The 20,736-nt window shown below is 51.8% G+C and carries 21 protein-coding genes; 14 read left to right on the top strand and 7 right to left on the bottom strand.

Going from position 1 to position 20,736, the window contains the following annotated elements:
• Positions 1-160: 160 nt before the first annotated feature.
• Both PZA18_RS19530 and PZA18_RS19525 read right to left on the bottom strand, forming a co-directional pair.
• Positions 161-418, bottom strand: a complete 258-nt coding sequence (locus PZA18_RS19530; RefSeq protein WP_284102561.1) for a hypothetical protein — start codon at positions 416-418, stop codon at positions 161-163.
• Complete coding sequence (locus PZA18_RS19525; protein WP_284102560.1) at positions 415-669, bottom strand: hypothetical protein; 255 nt, start codon at positions 667-669, stop codon at positions 415-417. The genes PZA18_RS19530 and PZA18_RS19525 overlap by 4 nt, the downstream gene beginning before the upstream one ends.
• Before the next feature lie 104 nt (positions 670-773).
• On the opposite strand from PZA18_RS19525, the gene PZA18_RS19520 reads away from it, so the two are divergent.
• The gene (locus PZA18_RS19520) at positions 774-1,010 is read left to right on the top strand and encodes a hypothetical protein (RefSeq protein WP_284102559.1); all 237 of its coding nucleotides are present in this window, start codon (positions 774-776) and stop codon (positions 1,008-1,010) included.
• A 417-nt stretch (positions 1,011-1,427) separates the two neighbouring features.
• Here the strand turns inward: PZA18_RS19520 and PZA18_RS19515 are convergent, their stop codons facing one another.
• Positions 1,428-1,592 (bottom strand): hypothetical protein, encoded by a 165-nt coding sequence (locus PZA18_RS19515; RefSeq protein ID WP_284102558.1) that lies wholly within the window; start codon positions 1,590-1,592, stop codon positions 1,428-1,430.
• Between the two features lie 557 nt (positions 1,593-2,149).
• On the opposite strand from PZA18_RS19515, the gene PZA18_RS19510 reads away from it, so the two are divergent.
• The 5 genes from PZA18_RS19510 to PZA18_RS25010 all read left to right on the top strand — a co-directional run bounded on the left by PZA18_RS19510 (position 2,150) and on the right by PZA18_RS25010 (position 6,865).
• Positions 2,150-3,391 carry a tyrosine-type recombinase/integrase gene (locus PZA18_RS19510; RefSeq protein ID WP_284102557.1) on the top strand — a complete coding sequence of 414 codons (1,242 nt, stop codon included), beginning with the start codon at positions 2,150-2,152 and terminating at the stop codon, positions 3,389-3,391.
• Positions 3,385-4,296 (top strand): tyrosine-type recombinase/integrase, encoded by a 912-nt coding sequence (locus PZA18_RS19505; protein WP_284102556.1) that lies wholly within the window; start codon positions 3,385-3,387, stop codon positions 4,294-4,296. The genes PZA18_RS19510 and PZA18_RS19505 overlap by 7 nt, the downstream gene beginning before the upstream one ends.
• The gene (locus PZA18_RS19500; protein WP_284102555.1) at positions 4,293-5,282 is read left to right on the top strand and encodes a tyrosine-type recombinase/integrase; all 990 of its coding nucleotides are present in this window, start codon (positions 4,293-4,295) and stop codon (positions 5,280-5,282) included. The genes PZA18_RS19505 and PZA18_RS19500 overlap by 4 nt, the downstream gene beginning before the upstream one ends.
• A gap of 675 nt (positions 5,283-5,957) precedes the next feature.
• Positions 5,958-6,254, top strand: coding sequence for a type II toxin-antitoxin system MqsR family toxin (locus tag PZA18_RS19495; protein WP_284102554.1), 297 nt, complete (start codon positions 5,958-5,960; stop codon positions 6,252-6,254).
• Between the two features lie 2 nt (positions 6,255-6,256).
• Positions 6,257-6,865: a type II toxin-antitoxin system MqsA family antitoxin gene (locus PZA18_RS25010; protein WP_308447429.1), complete on the top strand. Its 609-nt coding sequence runs from the start codon at positions 6,257-6,259 to the stop codon at positions 6,863-6,865.
• Positions 6,866-6,901: 36 nt separating this feature from the next.
• Here PZA18_RS25010 and PZA18_RS19485 read toward each other — a convergent pair whose 3' ends face one another.
• Complete coding sequence (locus PZA18_RS19485) at positions 6,902-7,390, bottom strand: hypothetical protein (protein ID WP_284102553.1); 489 nt, start codon at positions 7,388-7,390, stop codon at positions 6,902-6,904.
• Positions 7,391-7,404: 14 nt separating this feature from the next.
• Positions 7,405-7,611 carry a hypothetical protein gene (locus PZA18_RS19480; RefSeq protein ID WP_284102552.1) on the bottom strand — a complete coding sequence of 69 codons (207 nt, stop codon included), beginning with the start codon at positions 7,609-7,611 and terminating at the stop codon, positions 7,405-7,407.
• A gap of 494 nt (positions 7,612-8,105) precedes the next feature.
• On the opposite strand from PZA18_RS19480, the gene PZA18_RS19475 reads away from it, so the two are divergent.
• Positions 8,106-9,586, top strand: a protein-coding gene (locus PZA18_RS19475) for an IS3 family transposase (RefSeq protein ID WP_284102551.1) whose coding sequence is annotated in 2 segments (ribosomal slippage) — positions 8,106-8,496 and positions 8,496-9,586 — 1,482 coding nt in all. Because the reading frame shifts where the segments join, the coding sequence is not laid out codon by codon here.
• A 205-nt stretch (positions 9,587-9,791) separates the two neighbouring features.
• On the opposite strand, the gene PZA18_RS19470 is transcribed toward PZA18_RS19475, so the two are convergent.
• The gene (locus PZA18_RS19470) at positions 9,792-10,385 is read right to left on the bottom strand and encodes a tetratricopeptide repeat protein (RefSeq protein WP_284102550.1); all 594 of its coding nucleotides are present in this window, start codon (positions 10,383-10,385) and stop codon (positions 9,792-9,794) included.
• Between the two features lie 447 nt (positions 10,386-10,832).
• Between PZA18_RS19470 and PZA18_RS19465 the strand changes: the two genes are divergently transcribed.
• The 7 genes from PZA18_RS19465 (at position 10,833) to PZA18_RS19435 (ending at position 19,634) form a co-directional block, all read left to right on the top strand.
• The gene (locus tag PZA18_RS19465) at positions 10,833-11,147 is read left to right on the top strand and encodes a hypothetical protein (RefSeq protein ID WP_284102549.1); all 315 of its coding nucleotides are present in this window, start codon (positions 10,833-10,835) and stop codon (positions 11,145-11,147) included.
• A gap of 72 nt (positions 11,148-11,219) precedes the next feature.
• Positions 11,220-12,503: a metallophosphoesterase gene (locus PZA18_RS19460; protein ID WP_284102548.1), complete on the top strand. Its 1,284-nt coding sequence runs from the start codon at positions 11,220-11,222 to the stop codon at positions 12,501-12,503.
• A 9-nt stretch (positions 12,504-12,512) separates the two neighbouring features.
• The gene (locus PZA18_RS19455; protein ID WP_284102547.1) at positions 12,513-13,577 is read left to right on the top strand and encodes a GTPase-associated system all-helical protein GASH; all 1,065 of its coding nucleotides are present in this window, start codon (positions 12,513-12,515) and stop codon (positions 13,575-13,577) included.
• Positions 13,577-14,500 (top strand): TRAFAC clade GTPase domain-containing protein, encoded by a 924-nt coding sequence (locus PZA18_RS19450; protein ID WP_284102546.1) that lies wholly within the window; start codon positions 13,577-13,579, stop codon positions 14,498-14,500. Before PZA18_RS19455 ends, PZA18_RS19450 begins: the two co-directional genes overlap by 1 nt.
• Positions 14,497-15,405 carry a TRAFAC clade GTPase domain-containing protein gene (locus tag PZA18_RS19445; RefSeq protein ID WP_284102545.1) on the top strand — a complete coding sequence of 303 codons (909 nt, stop codon included), beginning with the start codon at positions 14,497-14,499 and terminating at the stop codon, positions 15,403-15,405. Before PZA18_RS19450 ends, PZA18_RS19445 begins: the two co-directional genes overlap by 4 nt.
• On the top strand, positions 15,402-17,357 hold the full coding sequence (locus tag PZA18_RS19440) for a GAP1-N1 domain-containing protein (protein ID WP_284102544.1): 1,956 nt from the start codon (positions 15,402-15,404) through the stop codon (positions 17,355-17,357). The genes PZA18_RS19445 and PZA18_RS19440 overlap by 4 nt, the downstream gene beginning before the upstream one ends.
• A 138-nt stretch (positions 17,358-17,495) precedes the next feature.
• Positions 17,496-19,634 (top strand): KAP family P-loop NTPase fold protein, encoded by a 2,139-nt coding sequence (locus PZA18_RS19435; RefSeq protein WP_284102543.1) that lies wholly within the window; start codon positions 17,496-17,498, stop codon positions 19,632-19,634.
• Between the two features lie 698 nt (positions 19,635-20,332).
• Here PZA18_RS19435 and PZA18_RS19430 read toward each other — a convergent pair.
• On the bottom strand, positions 20,333-20,736 hold a 404-nt coding region (locus PZA18_RS19430), incomplete at its 5' end, for a hypothetical protein (protein WP_284102542.1).

Below are 20,736 nucleotides of genomic sequence, written 5' to 3'. Positions count from 1 at the left end.
GTGGCTTTTAGGGGCGTTCTGCGGCAAACAATAAACCCCCCACTTTTTCATCACTGAGGAAAGTTGGCATTGATCACGGCACTGTAAAAACCATGTAGGCCGCCAGCATCCCGCCAAGTTTGCCTGGCAGCCTTGGTACATCTATAGGCCAAAAAAAACACTAATTCAATCGCCCGCAAACGTTTCGATAACCATTGTCTGCATTAAATGGCCCAAATCGGGCCTTTGGCGCCCGAACCGACACGTAGTCAGTCGCATATTCGTATGGCTGATCAATCAACTCATTCAGTAGCGCCAGCCCCGCCGCCTTCTCAGCGTCACTCGGCTCATCGCCAAACAAGGCGCTATCTATCTTTTTGACCTGCTCGGTCACAACTTTATTATCGTCAGTGTTGGCACCATCCATACGATCAGTCACCAGCCTACCGCCGCATCCAGCAAGGGCTTGAAATGCGGCCAGAATTGACTACTCTCCATCCCTAGATAGTCTGCGACCACTTCTATCCCCTGCCAGTTGTCGTCCGCGACGCGTCCGTCGGGCAGGACGTTATAGGCGAGCCCCCAGTCGCGGCCTACCTTGTCCGCCGTAAACATCACACTGTCGATGGTCACGTTAAAGGCCGGGCCAATATCATCGACCTGGGTGATCTCCGCTGGAATCGGTTCCATTTTGCACTCCCTTAGCAGGTGTTGATGAGTGAATCATAGGTGTAAATTTACACCATGTAAAGGTGTAAATTTACTCTATTCCTGAAATATCCTAAGATAGAAAAATGGATACTCAAAACCACCCGAATAATGCCCGTCTGCGCGAATTGATTGCGGCCGCCGGCCTCACACAACAACAAGCCTTGGCCCTTTTCAACCAGGGACAGGTCAGGCCCTATTCCATCGATGCGTGGAAGCGCTATCTGTCTGCACCGGACTCAAAACGCTGGCGACTCTTTCCGGCCGACCTGCTGCCTCATGCAGAAAAAACCCTCAAGACCCGGAAAGGTGACAAGGGGTAATTTGGGATGGCCGCTGCGGTGTTTGTCAACGTAGTTGTCGCGTCGCGTATTGTTAAGCCGTCATTCTTTCTGTGGCTTTTCCTTGTTATGGATTCAAAGCGACAGCACCGATGATCGGGGGGTATGAAATGGCACCGAATCTCAGCAGCGTTGCCACCGAAAGGGGGATAGATGAAAAACTATCTGGAACTAAATCGTGGCTTTGAGCTGATCACGGGAGATTATCCCCCGGAAGCACTACTTGTAGTGGCTCGATAACATCCACGCCCTGACCCGATTACATCAGCCTTGTCGGGACCACATTCGCTGAGAATATCCGACCGCTCTGGCCCACATTAAGTGAGAACGAGCCCACATTGCGTGAGAACAGCCCGATAACATCCGGCTCGACCCACAATGACTGAGAATGGCGCAGCATCATAGCGGCACACCTGCCGCCAACAGGCGATCATGCAGTTCCTGTGTGTGTTCTGCTGCGAGCTGACCGGAGAGGAAGGAGCGCACTTCGCGTGGCTTGACGCCCAAGGTGTCGGTCAGTTGCTTGACGTTGTACCCATTGTCGTTTTCAGAAGACGACTGCACCAAATGTCAGAAGTCGACTGCACGCAGTCAGTAAACCTTTTCATGCCGCAAGAAAGGCATTGAATTCGCTCCAATGCCGGACTGAATGCGGTGACTTGAAATGGGCATCACTGAAGTTATGACCAACCTTGATTTTGGTGCACACGGGTATTGAGCATCAATGAGATTGGTGAAGACAACTTCTGATATCGAAATGTCAGAAGTCGTCTTCACCCCCGGTGTCAAACCCACTCAACTGGTGCAGTCGTCTTCTGAAAATGACAAGCTTCCCTGTCCGGGGTAGCAAGCCGGAATCCCAGAATATGCTGTGCTCTACATATTCGGCGATATGCGGAGTTCAGGAATATGTAGTGTTGCAAGCATGGGAGCCTAATGTACTCAAGCATGTCAGCTCCCATCACTCTGCATATTCAGGTGCGTGTAGCGCTGCTGTAGGAGGAGTAGTCTGATACCAGGGCGACGGCGACGACCGTTTCACCATGCCCAATCGGGCTACCGCTCTGATTTGCCACACCGAATGCCGCCGCTCTTCAGGGCATCCCTGTAAGGAGCGCAGCATGTTGACTACTTACTTCAAATCCATGCCAGCCATCGCACGGTATCGGTCCGGACTTGCCGGTCCGTACCTGGACTCGTTCACAGACTGGTTGGCGAAACGCGGATATGACAACGACGCCGTCCGACATCTCCTGCCAGGAGCTGCTGCTTTTGGTAACTGGGTTCAGGCGTCCGGCACCAGCTTTTCCTCCCTATCCTGCGATGTTTGGAACGTATTCTGCGACCATTTGGCCAAGCAGGGGCGCTTGCTCGGTTCAAGGAAGCAGCATACGAGCTCCTGGCGCGGCGCGAAGCTGTTCACGGAGTTTCTTCGGGTCCAGCATGGCATCGTTGTCGTTGAGACGATGGCACCGCCGTCCCTCCCTGCAATAGTGACCGCTTTCGAGCATTGGATGATCATGCATCGAGGCGTCAAACCATCGACACTGGCCACGTACCGCCGACATGTCCTTGATCTGCTCTCCTTGTCGGGTTCGCGACCAGAACAGTTTAATGCAGCCAAGCTGCACACCTTCGTGTTGGCCTACGCCAAACACAACGGCCGCGCCATCTCGCAAACCCGGGTAACGGCAGCTCGCATGTTCTTGCGTTTTCTGATCACCACCGAGCATTGCCCGCCGGGTCTTGATGCCGCTGTTCCAACCATCGCCGAGTGGCGCCTGGCTGGCTTGCCCCGCTATTTGCCGCCTGCTGAGGTCGAGAGCGTCCTGGCGGCCTGCACTGGTGCGCGATCCATCGATATTCGTGACAGGGCCATTCTGCTGCTGTTGGCGCGACTTGGCTTGCGCGCAAGCGACGTCGCCGCCTTGAAGCTCAGCGATATCAATTGGACTCAAGGCACGTTTACTGTAATCGGAAAGAGCCGACATGAAGCGAAGCTGCCCTTGCCTCAGGATGTCGGCGACGCCATTCTGAACTATTTGCGGCAGGCACGGCCGCGCGTCAATTGCGACCATGTGTTCATTACCGAGGTCGCTCCTTGGGAGCCGATCACGCCAAATGTCGTCAAGCACGTCGCGACACGCGCCATCCGGCGTGCCGGTGTTGAGGCGCCGTCGTACGGCTCCCATATCCTTCGCCATTCGGCCGCCACAGGATTGCTACGCCAAGGTGCGTCACTGCAAGTGATTGGGGTGGTATTGCGGCACCGTGATATGGATACCACAGCCTTGTACGCCAAAGTTGACACCATTCTATTGCAGCAGGTTATCAGGCCTTGGCCGGGAGCAACATCATGCTAACGGATATGGTCAATACCTATGTGGCGGTTCGTCACGCTGCCGGTTTTGCTCTCACAGAAGACGAACGCTACCTCCGAGCTTTTGTCCGCTTTGCCAGTACGCAAGGCGACACGTTTATTGTCGCTTCGACGGCAATCGCTTGGGCCGGGCAAGGGCGGTCGGAGCCGCAACGTAGCAACCGTTTGAAGATGGTCATCCGCTTCGCGCGGTTCGCCCATGCCGCCGACGGTCGGCACGAGATTCCACCCCAGGGTGTATATTGCGCGCGCCGACAGCGGCCGACACCCTATCTGTATACCGAGGACGAAATCCGGGCGCTGATGACGCAGGCGCTACATCTCGGCCCGGCGGGAGCGCTAAGGGGGAAGACCTACAGTACCTTGATTGGTCTGCTGGCTGCGACTGGCCTGCGGATTTCCGAAGCCATCGGCTTGCGCATCCAGGACATGACGGCCGACGGCTTGCTGATCCGCAACACGAAGTTTCAAAAGAATCGACTGGTACCACTGCACCCGACCACGCAGGCGGCGCTGGAGCGATATCTGCTCGAACGCCGCCGTATCGCCACGGATGATGACCATCTGTTCCTCTCCGGGCAGCTCGGCCCGTTGAGTCTTGATGCCGTCTATCCGACATTCCACAAACTTCTGTCAGCTTGCAGCCTCCCGCGCCAAGCCGGGCAACCGACGCCGCGGCTGATCGACTTTCGTCACACCTTTGCGTCGAATACGCTGCTCGCTTGTCCACACGACCGTGATCACGTCGGGAGCCACATGCTGGCGCTGATGACCTATCTTGGTCACGCGGTGCCAAGCAGCACGTACTGGTATTTGGAAAGCTCACCACGATTGATGGAGGATATCGCCGACGTGTGCGAGCGCTTATTTGAGGAGCACACACCATGACACCGATCGCCCCCCATATCACCGCCTTTCTGCGCGAACGCCTACCTCTGCAACGTGGCGCGAGCGAGCACACCTGCGACAGCTATGCCTACGCTTTCCAGTTGCTATTCGAGTTCGCTGGCAAACGCCTGCGACTCACCCCGTCAGCGCTGAATCTTGAACAGATTGATGCGCCGCTGGTGATGGACTTCCTGCAACACCTTGAAACCGACCGGCACAATGGTCCGCGCACACGCAATGCGCGCCTGGTGGCAATCAAGTCCTTCATGCGCTTTATCGAGCATCGCGTGCCGGCACTGCTGGAACAGAGCAGGCGAATCCTGGCGATCCCAGCGAAACGAACCGATTCTCGCTTGGTCGGCTATTTGTCGGTGGACGAGATGCAGTCGGTTCTCAATGCGCCAGACCTGCAGCACCGTGACGGCATTCGCGACCGAGCCATGCTGAATCTATGCTTCTCCGCCGGGCTGCGCGTTTCGGAACTGGTCAACCTGCCGGTGAGTGCGATTGAATGGCAGCCTTCGCCCAGTGTGCGCATCAAGGGCAAAGGTCGACGAGAGCGGTTACTCCCGCTCTGGAAGCAGACTTGTGTTGATTTGCGCGCCTGGCTGGCGGTACGCGGCCCATCTCCGGCGCTAGAGTTGTTCGTCAATTCCCATGGCCAGCCGCTCACGCGGTCCGGTTTCGAGTACATTCTCGACAAGCACGTTCGGACGGCATCCGAACGCTGTCCTGCGCTGAAGCAACGGCACATCTCACCACATAGCCTGAGGCACACCGCAGCGATGATCGTATTGCAGGCAACAGGGGACATTCGCAAGGTTTCACTCTGGCTTGGCCATGCCGATATCCAAACGACTGAAGTCTATTTGCGGGCGGATCCGACCGAGAAGCTGGATGCGATGAGCGCCGTCGTGCCCCTTTCTCTCAAAAAGGGACGGTTCAAGGCTCCTGACAAACTGATTGCCTCACTGCGAGGGGCTTGAATATGCAGAGTGATGGGAGCTGACATGCTTGAGTACATTAGGCTCCCATGCTTGCAACACTACATATTCCTGAACTCCGCATATCCCAGAAATTTCTACCATATGCAAATTCGGTGGTGCCATATGAGTGCAGGCTACAGAAACCACTTGATTTCGGTACTGGATAAATGAAAATCGAACTCTAAACAGACTGGTACTGCATTTCAGGACTAAGGGAACCAGATTGAATTGCGGTGGATTCGACATGTTTCAGGACTGCCGGAAAAAACTGGGATTCCGGCGCCCATCCCCAGGTACGGAGTGGCGTAGCCAATAAGGGTGACTGCAAGGATTCGTGCGAATTTGGGCAATAGCGGTATACGTTCCAAGAAAACGTGCTTAGGCAGTTTTTTTGTGCCGAAATTGACTAAGAAAGCCACCCCTTTCAGCGACTACATACCGCTTACTAAAGCGACCGTTTCTGTAGCTATGGCAAACCGAGCTTGAAAAGGTAGGGTTTGCCACCGTTGGCGGTTATATAAAAAACCTACCTTATAACCAATAGGCTTATCACCCAAATTCGCACGAATCCTTGCGGTCACCCATTGATACCTTCTCGCACATAAACAGCGGAGCTTGTTACTTATTTGGTTGCTCCGCCACCACGAAATTAACCTAATAGGTTATTATTAAAGTATGGAAAAGGGTACGCCCCACTACAGCCTAACCAAGGCAAAAGGGTTTCTTGCAACAGGAGAGGTGCGAACAACCGGCTCCGCACAAAAGGGGGCCGCAGCTCTAGGTATGTCTCAAGCAGATATGTTTGATGTGGTGAGGAGGCTAACAAGCAAGGATTTCTACAAGAGCATGACAACCCATTCTGATCACACTATTTGGCAAGACGTGTATCGCCCGCACACTGAGTTCGGCCAAATATATTTGAAGCTGACGGTCATTGACGACGTTCTGATCGTATCGTTCAAGGAGAAGTAATCATGAAATGTCCTATTTGTGGTGGGGCTGAGTTGGTGAAAGATCGTCGAGATCTTCCATATACCTATAAAGGACAGACGACCACGATTCCAGAAGTTGCAGGAGAGTACTGCCCGGCCTGTGAGGAAGTGGTTCTTGATGCTTCTGAAGGGGAGCGTGTTAATCAGGCAATGTTGGCGTTTAATAAAAGCGTAAACGCCAGTATGGTCGATCCGAAATTCATTACACAAGTGAGAAAGCGGCTCAAGCTAAAGCAAAGAGAAGCATCTGAGTTATTTGGCGGTGGCGTAAATGCCTTTTCTCGTTATGAAACTGGCAAGGCGAAACCCGCTGAGTCGTTAGTAGTTTTGCTAAGGCTACTTGATAAAAGGCCGGAATTACTAAAAGAAGTGCGCGAGATTCAGCAAAAATGGCTGGAAGTAGATAGAGCTATTAGCTCCAATCAGAAAGATCTTGTTGATTTCGAAGTGCCATTAAGTGAGATATCAGCACTGTCTTTGGCATTTGAGATGGGGTGGAGAACAGTATCTGTGCAACCTTCAGGCAAAGAAGATTCGGACTATGCATCCAAAACTGAAATATGGAAAAGGCTTAAAACTGTACCAGTTTAGCCGATCATTCAGGAGGATTGCGTCTACTGCTAATGTTTAGTCAACGATTCTTCCCCTCCAAGTGTACATCCGGTGGCGCAGGGGATTGTTTCTACTGTTTGCTTGTGGAAAGGGTATATGTTCTCGGGAATAGCCGATAACTATAATTCTTCTATTTGGGATATCTTTTATGTAATGAATTATTGCAGCAGACCCACACCCTTTCAAATTGACTGGCAAATCTGGGGTGGTATCATTCTGTACCCCATTTTGATACGGGCCGGCATGATAGTGCCAAACGCAACATTGTGCATAGCTCAATGCCGAGCCAATTGCGTTCCCATGCTCATCCGTATGAGATTCTTTATTTCTTCCTTTTAAGTTAGTCCTTTCCAGTACACTATTTTGGAATAGCATTAAAGTGTCTATCTCAGCATCAGAGAGTTTTTTCATATCAACATGCTGTTGATCATCTCGATCCCCATCGAAGAAAGATGTATGAAAGGAAACAAAGTCAAAGTATCCATTCCCAATCGAGTGAATCATGATGCAAAGACAAGCTACTTGTTACGGCCAAGCGCCGCGAGCAAAGCAATCCTGCGCTCTTCTGGCGTCATCTTAGAAGTTAAGGTCAATGGAGCAATACTTTCTTTTGCTGTTGCTGCACGTTCAGCAAGCACGGAGTCAAAGTTAGGGGCGAGAACTTCGTAGTTCTCATCAGTTGATGATTCTGGCACTTTTGAAGTCTGATCTATTAAGAAATTCATGGCGATGCTCCTTGTGGCTACCAAAGCATTAACTAACTTTGCAGTACCCACGTTACATCGTTATCGGCGTAATATTGTTATCTCTTGAGTCATTATTTAATGGGCATGAGCAGGAATCAATAGTTATTGTCAAAATTTCGTTTGTTATTTGTTACTTATTGAGAAATTCTATTGAAAACGTAATTAAAATTAGTTTTTCCTTAAGGCCAAATTTTTAGTAACCAACAAACTCATTGATTCTCCTAATTGATCTTATGCATCTGCAAAAGTTATTTCCTTTTCTCTTGGCATCTTCCCTTCGCTCGGAGTGTCAGTCATATAGATCCTCATTCTCAGACGATGCGGCTCAACTTGGCCCATTGGGAGCGAGCACACAATTTGCGACATCCGGCCTTGTGACGTATCTCTCGATACTCGTGCTTCCCCTGATGTCAGGCTAGTTGTCGCGTTGATCGTTTGAAGTGAAAGAAAACAGGGGCGGAGAAAGCCATGAGATGTTGCGGTATACCGAAGAGCGGAAAGAAGCGGTACTGAAGAAGTTACTTCCCCCGATCAATAGGTCGGTGGCGGCCGTGTCGAGGGAAGAAGGGATATCCGGGGCGACGCTGTACAATTGGCGCAATCAAGCCAAAGCCCATGGAGTTCCCGTGCCTGGAGAGAAGCCTTCACCGGATGATTGGTCAGCCGAGGCCAAGTTTGCGGTGGTGATTGAGACGGCGGCGCTGTCAGAGATCGAGTTGAGTGAGTATTGTCGGCGCAAGGGCCTCTATGTCGAGCAGGTTCATGCCTGGCGGCAAGCCTGCATTGAGGGTCAGCAGTCCAGTCGTGAACGTCAGCAGGCGGAGAGGGCAGAAGCGGCGGCACTGCTGGTGCTCAGAAAAAAGTTGAATGCCTACTGGAGCGGCGACAGCGAGGAAGAATGACCTCGTTGCCGGATAGGCAGAAATTCGTTGCATGGTATGAAGCGGCGGTCACAGCGGGTGCGCGCCGGCAGGTGGTCTGCGCAGAGCTGACGATATCCCTGCGGACGATGGAGCGCTGGATAGCGGATGGCGTGATCAAGGCCGACGCCCGCACAACGACGGCCAGGCCGTGCCCAGTCAATGCCCTGACCCCCGAGGAACGGGCCGAGGTATTGGCGGTGTGCAACAGCGCCGAATTTGCCAGCCTGCCACCGGGCCAGATCGTTCCCCGACTGGCAGACCGGGGGCGTTACCTGGCCTCGGAGTCGACCTTCTACCGGGTTTTACGCGCCGCCAACCAGCAGAACCGGCGAGGACGCAGCCAGCCACCCCGGCATCATGCGCCGCCGGCTACACACGTTGCCACCGGGCCGCGCCAGGTGTGGTCCTGGGACATCACCTATTTACCGTCTTCCGTCAGGGGCAAGTACTACTACCTGTACCTGATCGAAGACCTCTACAGCCGCAAGACCGTGGGCTGGGAGGTTCATGAGCAGGAGTGTGGCAGCAAGGCGGCCGTTCTCCTGCAGCGGACAACCTGGCGAGAATCCTGCCTGAACAGACCCTTGGTATTGCACTCTGACAATGGCGCACCGATGAAGTCTGCCACCCTGCTGAACAAGATGTACGAACTGGGCGTGGTCCCGTCGCGAGGCAGGCCGAGGGTGAGCAATGATAACCCCTACTCGGAATCACTGTTTCGGACACTGAAGTATTGTCCGCAATGGCCGGCCGCCGGATTCAGCAGTCTGGAAGCCGCCCGCACCTGGGTGCATGGCTTCGTTGAGTGGTACAACCAGGAACATCGTCACAGTCGGATCCGGTTTGTTACACCGGCAGAGCGACATGAAGGCAAGGACAAGATGATCCTGGCCAAACGTCATGAGCTGTATCAGGCAGCACGGCAGCGACATCCGGAGCGATGGAGTCGCAATACCCGGAATTGGCAAATCATCGGCGCTGTCACCTTGAATCCACAACAGGGAAATGACACGGAAAGAATGACGGCTTAAAAATACTCGACGCGACAACTACGTTGACAAACACCGGCTTCGCAGAAGCAATTGAGAAGTTAGTTACGAGAGACAGTTTGAAGAGGCGAAAGGCAGTGTTTTGCGGTGTCTGAGTCGCTGAGGCGACGGTGCTCAAAAACGGTCGTTTTCGAGAGAAGGGCCGGAAAGCCTTAGAGGGTGAAATTCCCTTGGGCTACTCGACCAGCTATGGCTTCTTTCTTTTTAACGCATTGAGCTCCTTAAGAGCGACCTGATCACCGCTTGCGGCCGCTAATGAGAACCAATGTGCGGCTGAGGCATCACTCTGAGGAACCCCCCAACCCCGAAGGTAGATGTAGCCTAGACTACACATCGCTGGCACAACGCCGAGATCTGCCGCCTTTGAGTACCATTTAAAAACTACTTGGTTGTTCTGCTCAACCCAAAGATCGAAGTCGTCTGAATCAGTCGCTGGCGCAGTAGTCCACCAGCCGTTATCAAGACATCTTGCCAGGTTATACATAGCCGCAGGATCGCCAAGCTCAGCCCCTTTCCTCAACCATTTGAGCGGATTTCTATCGCTGTCTTCATCTACGTGACCGCTCCACCCCTGATCTTCAAGAATCATGCCAATGTTGTTCAACGCCTTGACATTGCCGGCGCCTGCGGCCTTCTTGTACCAGATTAGTGCTTCCTTTTCACTTGCCTTAGCACCCTGACCAAAGTGATGCATCTTCCCAAGTTTGAACATCGATTCAGCGTGACCCATCTTGGCGCGCATCTTTGTCAAAAAGAGACCAACGAGAGCAATAATTTTCATCACTACAATCTCCCTTGCTTTGAGAATAGTGCCCGCGCACGAAACGGATATTTCTGCACACTAACCCGTTATCATATTTTAGCTCTTTCCCCCTCTCCTCTTGGTCATCCTGGCATGAATCAATAGCCTCCCACGTTCTACCTATCACATTTCATTACGTACCAATCATTCCAATGTAAATAGACCGTACTGACCGATTTTACCGGGGCCGCTTTTGCGGCGTGGAACGGAAAGGGGTGGGTACGACTGGAAGCGGGATGGCTGAGGGGGTTTTACGGGTTAAGGCTGCATAAAATCCGATTATCTCGCTTATAAATCGGTGCGCAAAATTAGGTTTAATGTTCTGTGGTACATATTCCCACGACAGAACGATAAATCACATCCGGTTTGGTGAATGTCACGCCAATCCCTTACACTGCCGCCCCCATTTCAGAGCCAGGAGTCGCCATGCGCGATCATCATGATCAGGTCACACTGGAGTTGCCGGTTGGCAATGTGCCCAAAAAGCGGGGGCGCAAGCCGCTTGGCCTGGCGGCGCGCGATGCGGCAACCCGCAAACGCGAGCAGCGCGCCCGTCAGGCGGCGGCGATTATTGAACGTAGCGCCAATAGCTGGACGGAAGCCGAGTGCCTGGCGGTATTGATGGGCACCCGCTGGCGGGGCACCGAGACTGATCAGGCTGCCTGGCAGCCGTTGTGGCGATTGCGTGAGGGTGTTTTGCAACTGATTCGTTCGCTGCGGAAAGCTGCACTAAACATCTAATCGCGCAGCACGGTTGCTCACACAACATGTTTCATAGTTTTTCGGTTTCCCTTACGATATGGAAAAATATCTGTGGGGGAAAACTTGCTAATACTACATTTGTCTGACATTCATTTTCGAAAAAATGAATTCAAAACAACCCAAGATCCAAACTATCACCTGAGAAATGAGCTAATTCTTGACGCAAGAGAACAATGCTTAAAACTGGGGTCACCGCATGCTGTTATCATATCCGGTGATATCGCCTTTGCGGGAGAGGAAGAAGAGTTCAATTTCGCCACCGAATGGCTTACTAAATTGTGCAATGCCTGTGGTTGTAACACCGATTCTATATTTGTGGTGCCTGGTAATCATGATGTCGTGCGCTCTGTTGCGGATGCCAATGTGGTTAAAATGGTCCACGATCAGATTAAAAAGTCAAATAATCCCCGCAAGGAGATTGACCGTCAATTAGCCGACCCCGACGCAAGGACTTATTTGTATAAAAGCCTAGTTAATTATAATAATTTCGCTTCGAAATATCAGTGTGCTTTGTCTCCGCCGGACAATACACGTGCGATCCGTACTCTGACACTGAATGACGGCTCATTGTTACGATTGTGGGGGGTAAATACAACGTTTGTTTCCAGCAGCGCAGATAAGCAAGGGGATCTCTTTGTTGACACAGCCACCCTACAGATTCCACGAGAGGATGGCGTAATCAACCTTGTTGTTGGTCATCACGACCTTTCCTGGATACGGCAACAACGAGAGCTTGCCGATCATCTAAGTCATGTCGCACCTATTCAGATGTTTGGCCATGTTCACACTAACCGAATCACAATGGAAAGGGATTTCATTCGCCTGATAGCCAGCGCAGCCATTCCTGAGCGCGAAGAGGCAGGGTGGGAGCCTGGCTACAATTTGATTCACATCTCAGTTGAGGGGCAGTCGACCAATCGTAAGCTGAATATTCATACCCATGTGAGGGTTTGGCAAACGGCGCCAAGCGGTTTTCGGGCTAAAATGGATAAAGAAGACCCGATTTTTAAACATTCCATCGCACTTCCCGATTGGAACCCCCCTCAGCTTCCTATGGCCCACTCAGACGGCCCTATCCAGCTCGCGCAGGAGCCTGAGGTCACCCTCGATGAAAAGCTGGATGATCCCTTAGCGCTACGAAACTTGATATATCGGTTCTCGCGGCTGTCGTTCAGCACGAAAACCATTATCGCAAAACAACTTGGCTTGCTCGAGAACGATGAGTTACGCCTTCCTACAAAGGAACAATTTCGGCATGTAGCGAGCCGCGCAAGGGAACGCGGCCTACTTGACAAACTAAAAGACGCAGTGGCTGCTGCGGAATTAAATAAATAAGGATCGAAAGTGGCCCAATATTCAATAGCGGACTTATATGCAAAAGCATTCCTTGCTGCAAGCCCTCAACAAATTATTTTTCGTAGCACAACCGTAGAACGTGTCGTCTCAAAACCGGTACCAGCTAGAACTCTTGATTTGGCTCAAATTTATTTCGGCCTTTCAGAAAAAAAACTGGATTGGTTTCGTGATGAATTTATCAAAGAGGATGCCAGTTTCAGCCTCATAAATAATGAGAGGGAGACACAACTTCTGGCCACCGGGATTTTGGATCAACTGGTCAGTTTCGGGGATACTATAGCTATCCTTGTATTGATTGTTGGCCACGCCATGGGAAAGCGTCCCCTACCTGAATTTGATTGGCTCTTAGACAACGCGCAGCAGTCCCTATCAGATTATTCAGTCATATTTCGTGCGATAGAAGGCGTAGATACTGAGATAAAGCCAGTTATTGACCAAAATCTTGATAAAGATGATGGTCAAGGCGACCAAGCTTTGGATACTCTGAACACCGTAAAGAGGATTCGGCGCGAAGCCCAGCAATCGAGTGCAGCAATTGCCAAGTCGACCTCGCGAGCGCTATGCGAGCTTGATTGTCAGATAAAATTGATGCGTGAAGAAAGCCAAATACTATGGTGGCTATTTGGTGGTTACAGTAAACAGCTGAACCAGAAGTTTTCAGACTTTTCAATCCATCAGGCGGCTATCTTGGGTGCGATAGATCTTGGTGCCTTGACGACGTACTCTGAATTGGGGCCTATCGCGGCGCCCGCGGTGCTTGAACGCGTGATTGCTTTAGGCAAAAAGTCAAAAGGTGCAACTGCTTGCGAGCTGGCGAAGGTCATTGATAGCTTGCCCGAGCGCGCGTTGGTTCAGTTCAATACCACCGAGCAAAAGTTGCCACCTAAGCTTGCACCTATTTCCACTGCCATCTCCTTGGCAAGCTCATGTGGAAAAGAGAACTGGTACTCAAAATACAATGAAGTGACCGGACTGGTAGCATCAATGGAGTGTGAGCCACTCCAGATGGCTATACAACTTTATCATGAACTCCTTCTGGAGCGGCATCTGTGATGGAGACTCGCCAGATTGCTGACGAAGACATTGATGTCTTTGATTCAAGTTCAAACGAACAGCCCGTAGATGCCGAGCAACCATGGGTGACGCTATCAGCGTCAGGAATGCTTACTGTCGAAGATGCTGATGGCTTGCTACGGTGGCGTCCCGTTTCGATCATCGCCATTGTTGGAGAGCGCAATGGTGGTAAAACCACTTTGATCACTGAAATCTATCAGCAATTTCTGAGAGCACCCTTTGCTGGGCATTTGTTCTGCCATAGCCTTAGTCTTCAAGGTTTTGAGAGGAAGTGCTACCAATCACGTACCATATCAGGGAACCTTTATCCAGATACGCCACGCACATCTGTTCAAGAAGGTCTGAGTTTCTTTCACCTCGCCGTTTCATCGCAGTCAGTTCTTCAACGTACTGACTTATTAATTGCTGAACGAGCGGGGGAATCCTACAAAAAAGTCCGTGACAATTCGTCTCTGGCTACCGACATGCTGGAGCTTTGCAAGGCAAGCACTATTGTATTTATTGTCGATGGTGAAAAGGTTGCGGATTTTCGCCAGAGAGGGGAGGTCTTTGCATCTACCCGACACTTGATTCGGGCGCTAGTGGAAACAGAAACCATTTCTCCGGTGACACAGATCCAGCTGGTAACGACAAAGTGGGATCTATTGGAGGGTGATGGCGCGATGGGTGCCCGCTCTGCCTTGGCAAATTTTGAGAAAGGGCTGGCAACAGCCTACCCCACTATCAAAGTCTTCCACACAGCAGCGCGTGACCCAAGCGGTCATATCTCACCAAGCACAAGCCTAGAGCCACTTTTTCAGAGTTGGCTTGTGAAGCCGTTGCCTGCTCAGGCCAAGCCGATAACAATTCCACCTTTACGGGATGAGTTCGATCTTCTCCTTTTGAGGAGGAATGCGTCGTGAACACCAGATTCGTGATAATGGGCTTACCCGCTTCAGGCAAGACTACTTTCCTGGCGGCACTTTGGCACCTGATAGCGGGAGGGGATGAAACTAAGTGTCGCCTAACCTTAGAAAGACTAGACGGTGATAAGTCGTATCTCAATGAGATTGGATCCGCCTGGCGGTCATTTACGGAAGTACCGCGCACATCGCAACTTAGTCCCATGGATGTAGCAATTCAATTAAAGGATTGTCATACCGGTATAAGTGGCACGGCACGCTTCCCCGATCTGGCCGGTGAAGTCTACGATCGTCAAATTGCAGAGCGTCGTTGTCGAGCAGAGTTCTTAGAAGAAATATCTAGTGACAACGGTATACTTTTTTTTATTTCTGCAGATGTCACAGATGCCACAGAAAGCTTTTCAGTTCTTGAATTTAATGCGCAAAGTACGTTTGCCATCAATGCCAAAAACACAATAGATTCAAAAATGGTGGGTGAAATCACTGGTGGCGATGGTCCGCCGCCACCCAACGACTTTCAGGAATGGGAGCCAAAACACTTGCCGACCCAAGTCAAGATCGTGCAGCTACTTAGCGATCTCCTGTGCCCTCCGTTCGAACCCCGCTGTCGTCGACTTGCCGTGATGATTTCAGCGTGGGATCTTACTGAGCCAATGATGTATGAGCCACAGGAATGGCTTGCAAAGGAAATGCCCCTTGTCGACCAATTCTTGCGCGCCAACGAGTTGGTATTCAAGTACCGCATTTATGGCGTGTCCGCGCAGGGTGTTAACCTCAAAAACCATGAGGCAGTGGAGCAACTCGCAGATAGAACCCCAAGTGAGCGTATACAAATCATTGGGCCAGACTGCGATAAGCATGACCTGACGGCCCCCTTGGTCTGGCTGATGTCGGCGGCAGAATGAAGTTTGATCAGTGCTTGTTTGGATATGCCGATGGTCACGGATTACTCGCTTCATCGCTGCCGCTGGGAAGTGAATTGTCGTTACTCACCGAACTCAGCGATCTCGCACCGGGGACCATTTTTGGAGATTCCTACGGTTATTGGACCGGAATCCCCGTTCCGTCAATCCGCCGTTACGCTTTGATGCGTACATGGCCAGCCCACGAGATGCCGCGACCTGGGTGTGTTTGGACTCACGCCCTACTCATGGAGCCGTTGTTACTTGAGTCCATCGAAGACCTATTCGCTCTGACAGGGCTCTTTGTTCGACCAGCAAAGCCTCTTGAGTTGGCCGATTATCAAGAACCTATGGTGGTAGACATCCCTCTGACGGAAATGACGCCAACGAAGGTCGATAGTAGTATTGTGAGAAGACTTCTTGCGACATTATATTTAGGCGAAGAGGGATCGATCGAAATTGCATCACCAGGTCAATTGGATGCGGCCATCTTTGCGATCTGGTCACAACAATGGCCACGACTTCGGCGCAATTTCCGCTTCCAAACTGCATTGTCGCAGTCCAGGCGTTCTTCCAGCGGTACCCGTTTTGACGTGACCGCCGTTTTGGGACAACCTGCGACTCCCCACACGCCTCCAGTTCCAAAGACCTGTAGTGATTGGCTCTCTGCTGCCGAGCAGGATGTTCAATCAGGCAAGACTGGGAACTTACGCCACTTCCTTTGGCATTATGGTCAAGATGTCCGTAGGCAGCGTGGCTCATTCCAGCCACTGGTTGAAATCCAATTAATGAGTAACAGCCTCTCCTTGAGTGTGGGGCAACGTGTCATTGACATCGTTCAAAGCGCTTTTCCTGAATTAGATGATGCCAGGCAACTCAAGCAGGATCTTGTTGATGGCCAATTAGTTGCGTCAGCACAAGCGAAACTCCTACTCCACCACTTCACGCAGCCAAAAAACCCACTCTTTCCGCCTCCGTCAGCTACCGGGATTGCGGCACTGATGTCAGCGTGGCCGAAACAATCGTCTGATGTTCTGGAACTCGCCCAAATTACCGCTGACGCGTTCGACCCACTGGGGAGGTCAGTATTCGAATCGGTCACTGCTCACATTGAAGAAAATGAGGTATGGTCATTGCTAAGGACCTATCCGCAGGTATGTAAGCGCATCCTCCGGTTGCGACCGACATTAGTTCTGACTGGCATGTCAGATGAACTTGACGGGGACTTCCTGGCAGAACTGCTCCAGTTGTTACCTGATAATTCCGTAGGTATTGATAATCTGATCTCTCATGCGCTGCAGCGCAACGACGCGCAGCTCGCAAAGGTAACGTTTGCCAAGTTCCCCGACCAAACAATGAGGCAAGTTGTTCTCGCCACCAACGGGAACATAGACAGCATCGCTGATGCGTGGAAATCGGAGTTTTTGAGTAGACCAGGTATGTTACTCAAATCGGAAATTCTATCTTTGATGCCCAGTACACGTGGCCTTTACGTAGTAGCAAACACTTTGGGTTGGCTCACAACACCCACAATAATCGCAGCTGGCTCGGGGCCTTGGTGCGCTGCCTTGAAAAAAGTACCCAATGATCTGACTGGGCACAGCAAGGACACGTTTGACTGTTTCTTGATTGCTTTATCAGTGAAGTCAGGTGGCGATGCCGGGCGGGATATAATTGAACTTATTTTTAACGAACTTCATGAAAGTATTTTGGAATCACGATTGAACTGGGATGCTAGGGCTATCCTATTACCTGTATTGCCTGAACTTGGCCTGTTCGAGGACTGGGATATTGGTCTTAGGCTTAGGCTTGCAGTGACTGCAGCGTATGTTAGATACAACTGGCCAACCCAAAGCTATGCGAAATTAGCTAGGAATGAGACAGTGAAAAAACTGCTTGCTAGAGCCGCCAAGCGTACTGATGGTGGTCAAGATTATTACTATGCTGTGTTGTGAAAATGGGTTTGAGGGTTGGCGGTGATAGAGATCCTTGTCCATGCCAACATCTTAACCTGCCGCTTGGGCCGACGTTAGCTTGTCACTACCCACTCGACACACTAATTTACTTTAAATTCCGTTCTCTACAGCGCCTCCATGACCGCACTCTCCGCTGATCGTCCCAGCTCAAACCCGCAGGACGATCTGTTCGGGCATGCTCCGTTCGCCGAAAGTCTTGCCAATAGCATTTGCCGATATCCCGGAAATGATGGCTTAGTGCTGGCGCTCTATGGCCCCTGGGGCTCGGGAAAGTCCACGGTTCTGAATTACGTGCGGTACTTCTTGGAGCAGTGCCCGGAAGCCAAGCAGCCTGCCATTGTGACCTTCAATCCATGGTGGTTCTCTGGGCAGGAAAACTTGGCTCGGGCCTTTCTGGGCCAGATGCAAGCCGTATTGCCTGCCAAGAACGCGAAGTTCAAGAAACTGGGCGATCTGCTCGGTGATTTTGCCGAAGGGGTCGGAGGCTTGATCGACCTGAGCGGAATGACCGGCGGTGCTGGCAGCAAGATCGGCAAGTTGATCGGCATGATCACCAAGCGTAAACCGAAAGATGTTCCAGCGCTCAAATCAGAGATCAGCAAGATTCTGCGGGATGCACAAACTCGGATTTTGGTCATCATCGATGACATCGACCGGCTGACGCCCGAAGAAACTCGTCAGCTATTCACCGTCATCAAGGCATTGGCCGATTTTCCCAACGTCGTCTATCTGCTCGCTTTTGATCGTGAAGTCGCCGCACAGGCCATCGAACAGCAGAGTGGCATTCCGGGCGAGCGCTATCTGGAGAAGATCATTCAGGTGCCGTTCGAGTTGCCACCGGTCGATCGGGTGGCTTTGCGGGCAGCCTTGTTCAAGCGCCTCGACGAGATTCTTGGTGACACCTCAGACGGTCTGTTCGATCAGTCCTATTGGACGAATGCCTTCCACGATGGCATCGATCCGCTGTTTCAGGTTCCGCGTGATGTCATCCGTTTCACGAACACATTGACAGTGACCTATCCTGCGGTACGCGGCGAAGTGAACCCTGTGGACTTTATCGCACTTGAGGCGCTTCGCGTCTTCCTGCCCGGCCTGTACGACGTCATCCGCACGAATGAGGACAAGTTCTCAGGCCACAGTCGAGACAACCGGTACGACGGTGATAAAAGAGTGATTGCGGCCTTCCACGAGCAATGGGCGCAAGCACTGCCGGAGTCGCTGCGTTCGAGCACGAAAGCACTGCTTGAACGCATCTTTCCGAAAATTGGGAAAATCGGTTATGGGGCGGACTGGTTGGCGCAATGGCGGAGGACCCTTCGCGCATGCCACCCCGACGCATTTCCTACTTACTTCCGCATGTCTGTTCCTCCAGGCACTGTCCGCCGCAGCGAAATTTTGGAGCTTTTGAGCTTGGCAGAAAGGCCCGCCGCATTGCGGGACGCGCTGGTTCAAGCCACGAGCGTGCAGCGTCCCGATGGCTTGTCAAAAGCACGGGCATTACTTGAACGGCTGATGGATCACGTTGAAGAAGACATCCCCGGTGAGCATATTCCGGTGTTTATCGGTGTGCTTCTCGACATCGGTGACTCTCTCGTACTGGATAGCGACGAACGAGGTCTCTTCGATATTGGCAACGAATCACGCGTCACTCGCGTGGTGTATCACCTTCTCAAGCGCGTCGACCGAACGCAACGGCATGCCCTGCTCAAGTCCGCGATAGCCCAAGGTCGTGCCCTCGAAATGCAGCGTAACCTGATCGCAGCACTTTCCGAAGAGGTCCAGAAAGTGGCGAGCGGCGAAGAAGCGCTCGTTGATGCCAGCACTCTTGATGACTTGAAAGCCTGCTGGCTCGACGGCTTGAAAACCAAACTCAGTCAGAACGAACTGCTGGCACATTTAAAACTTGCCCACCTTCTGGCTGCATGGTGCCAATGGGGCGACCCTGTCGAAGCCAAGACATGGTGTGAAGCGGCAACTTTATCAAATGATGGTCTGCTGGCTTTCCTGCCGAAGTTCTGCTCGTACACACGTTCACAGACGATGGGGGATTGGGCCGTGCGCCGTCAACCACGCTTGAATCCGACTTGGTTGGAACGGTATGTGGATACCACGGCCTGCGCACGGCGCTTGATGGCCCTGCAGCAGACGGGTTCCGTTCCGGACTCGGCACGCGAATCCGCCAATCAGTTCTTGAAAGAATTCGAGATGCTCAAGGCCGGGAAGAATCCTGATGGCGTCGGCACGTTTGATGAATAGGGGTAGTGGCTCGATAACATCCACGCCCTGACCCGATTACATCAGCTGCCTTGTCGGCACCTCATTCGCTGAGAATATACGACCGCTCTGGCCGATTTTGTCACATTAACCATTTGAGGGGCGACTTCGGGTCAGCGGCGAGAGCATTACTTCAATTGCCCACAGCCTGAAGCTTTCCCGTCCCACGGTTTGCAAGCATTTTCGAACCATCTCAACGCCTTCCTTTCAACGGCGGTATCAATCCGCAACTAAGTTGGGTGACTGCAAGGATTCGTGCGAATTTGGGCAATAGCGGTATACGTTCCAAGAAAACGTGCTTAGGCAGTTTTTTTGTGCCGAAATTGACTAAGAAAGCCACCCCTTTCAGCGACTACATACCGCTTACTAAAGCGACCGTTTCTGTAGCTATGGCAAACCGAGCTTGAAAAGGTAGGGTTTGCCACCGTTGGCGGTTATATAAAAAACCCACCTTATAACCAATAGGCTTATTACCCAAATTCGCACGAATCCTTGCGGTCACCCATATAGTCTTGTTCGTGCCGAGTGGTGACGGTTACGTTAGCACCGTGTACGGTGATGATCTTGTTTTTCATTTAGGCGGTTTAGTCGTGTTGGGAGTTATTTGTTGGAGGGCGCGGCAGCCATAGTCAAGTGTAGTTATTCGCGGTGTAACGCATTATGGTCGTTCGCTAACAGCTTCATGCTTGCGAGACTCGATACACTCTTAACCTGCCAATACCATCTACGCCATCTTCAAATACCCGCCGAGCCTGTACGCGTCCACTCAAGGTATTGGTAATCAACAGCAGGAAGCGCTCAAAGCAATCACAATAGTCGGTGTAGTAGGCCTCATACGAAGCGCGCAACAGATTCCAGAACCGCTGCTCATTGCAAACGCTTACATAGCAATAGCGTCCAAATGGAAATATCCGTCGCTCCATGGCCAACAATTCCGCCATAAGCACCTCCAGCCGTACCGGCGCGTTAACGGCCAGGTTTTCCAGCAGCTCCAAGGCATCCCAGTTGCTACGGATCGGTTGCGCGGGCAAGTCTTGCAATAAGCGGTCTACCTGCCGTTGAGCAATGTCGAGCAGGGGTTCTT

The sequence above is a fragment of the Parachitinimonas caeni genome (genome assembly GCF_030129945.1).
Classification (GTDB): domain Bacteria; phylum Pseudomonadota; class Gammaproteobacteria; order Burkholderiales; family Chitinimonadaceae; genus Parachitinimonas; species Parachitinimonas caeni.
Note: the sequence above shows the minus strand (reverse complement) of the source record. Positions and strands in the feature narration are given on the sequence as shown.

Excerpts from the sequence above, each read along its gene's own strand:
- PZA18_RS19440 (WP_284102544.1), top strand. The coding sequence starts at position 15,402 with ATGAAGTTTGATCAGTGCTTGTTTGGATATGCCGATGGTCACGGATTA.
- PZA18_RS19520 (WP_284102559.1), top strand. The coding sequence starts at position 774 with ATGGATACTCAAAACCACCCGAATAATGCCCGTCTGCGCGAATTGATT.
- PZA18_RS19435 (WP_284102543.1), top strand. The coding sequence starts at position 17,496 with ATGACCGCACTCTCCGCTGATCGTCCCAGCTCAAACCCGCAGGACGAT.
- PZA18_RS19465 (WP_284102549.1), top strand. The coding sequence starts at position 10,833 with ATGCGCGATCATCATGATCAGGTCACACTGGAGTTGCCGGTTGGCAAT.
- PZA18_RS19505 (WP_284102556.1), top strand. The coding sequence starts at position 3,385 with ATGCTAACGGATATGGTCAATACCTATGTGGCGGTTCGTCACGCTGCC.
- PZA18_RS25010 (WP_308447429.1), top strand. The coding sequence starts at position 6,257 with ATGAAATGTCCTATTTGTGGTGGGGCTGAGTTGGTGAAAGATCGTCGA.
- PZA18_RS19480 (WP_284102552.1), bottom strand. The coding sequence starts at position 7,611 with ATGAATTTCTTAATAGATCAGACTTCAAAAGTGCCAGAATCATCAACT.
- PZA18_RS19485 (WP_284102553.1), bottom strand. The coding sequence starts at position 7,390 with ATGATTCACTCGATTGGGAATGGATACTTTGACTTTGTTTCCTTTCAT.
- PZA18_RS19510 (WP_284102557.1), top strand. The coding sequence starts at position 2,150 with ATGTTGACTACTTACTTCAAATCCATGCCAGCCATCGCACGGTATCGG.
- PZA18_RS19525 (WP_284102560.1), bottom strand. The coding sequence starts at position 669 with ATGGAACCGATTCCAGCGGAGATCACCCAGGTCGATGATATTGGCCCG.
- PZA18_RS19500 (WP_284102555.1), top strand. The coding sequence starts at position 4,293 with ATGACACCGATCGCCCCCCATATCACCGCCTTTCTGCGCGAACGCCTA.
- PZA18_RS19495 (WP_284102554.1), top strand. The coding sequence starts at position 5,958 with ATGGAAAAGGGTACGCCCCACTACAGCCTAACCAAGGCAAAAGGGTTT.
- PZA18_RS19450 (WP_284102546.1), top strand. The coding sequence starts at position 13,577 with ATGGAGACTCGCCAGATTGCTGACGAAGACATTGATGTCTTTGATTCA.
- PZA18_RS19470 (WP_284102550.1), bottom strand. The coding sequence starts at position 10,385 with ATGAAAATTATTGCTCTCGTTGGTCTCTTTTTGACAAAGATGCGCGCC.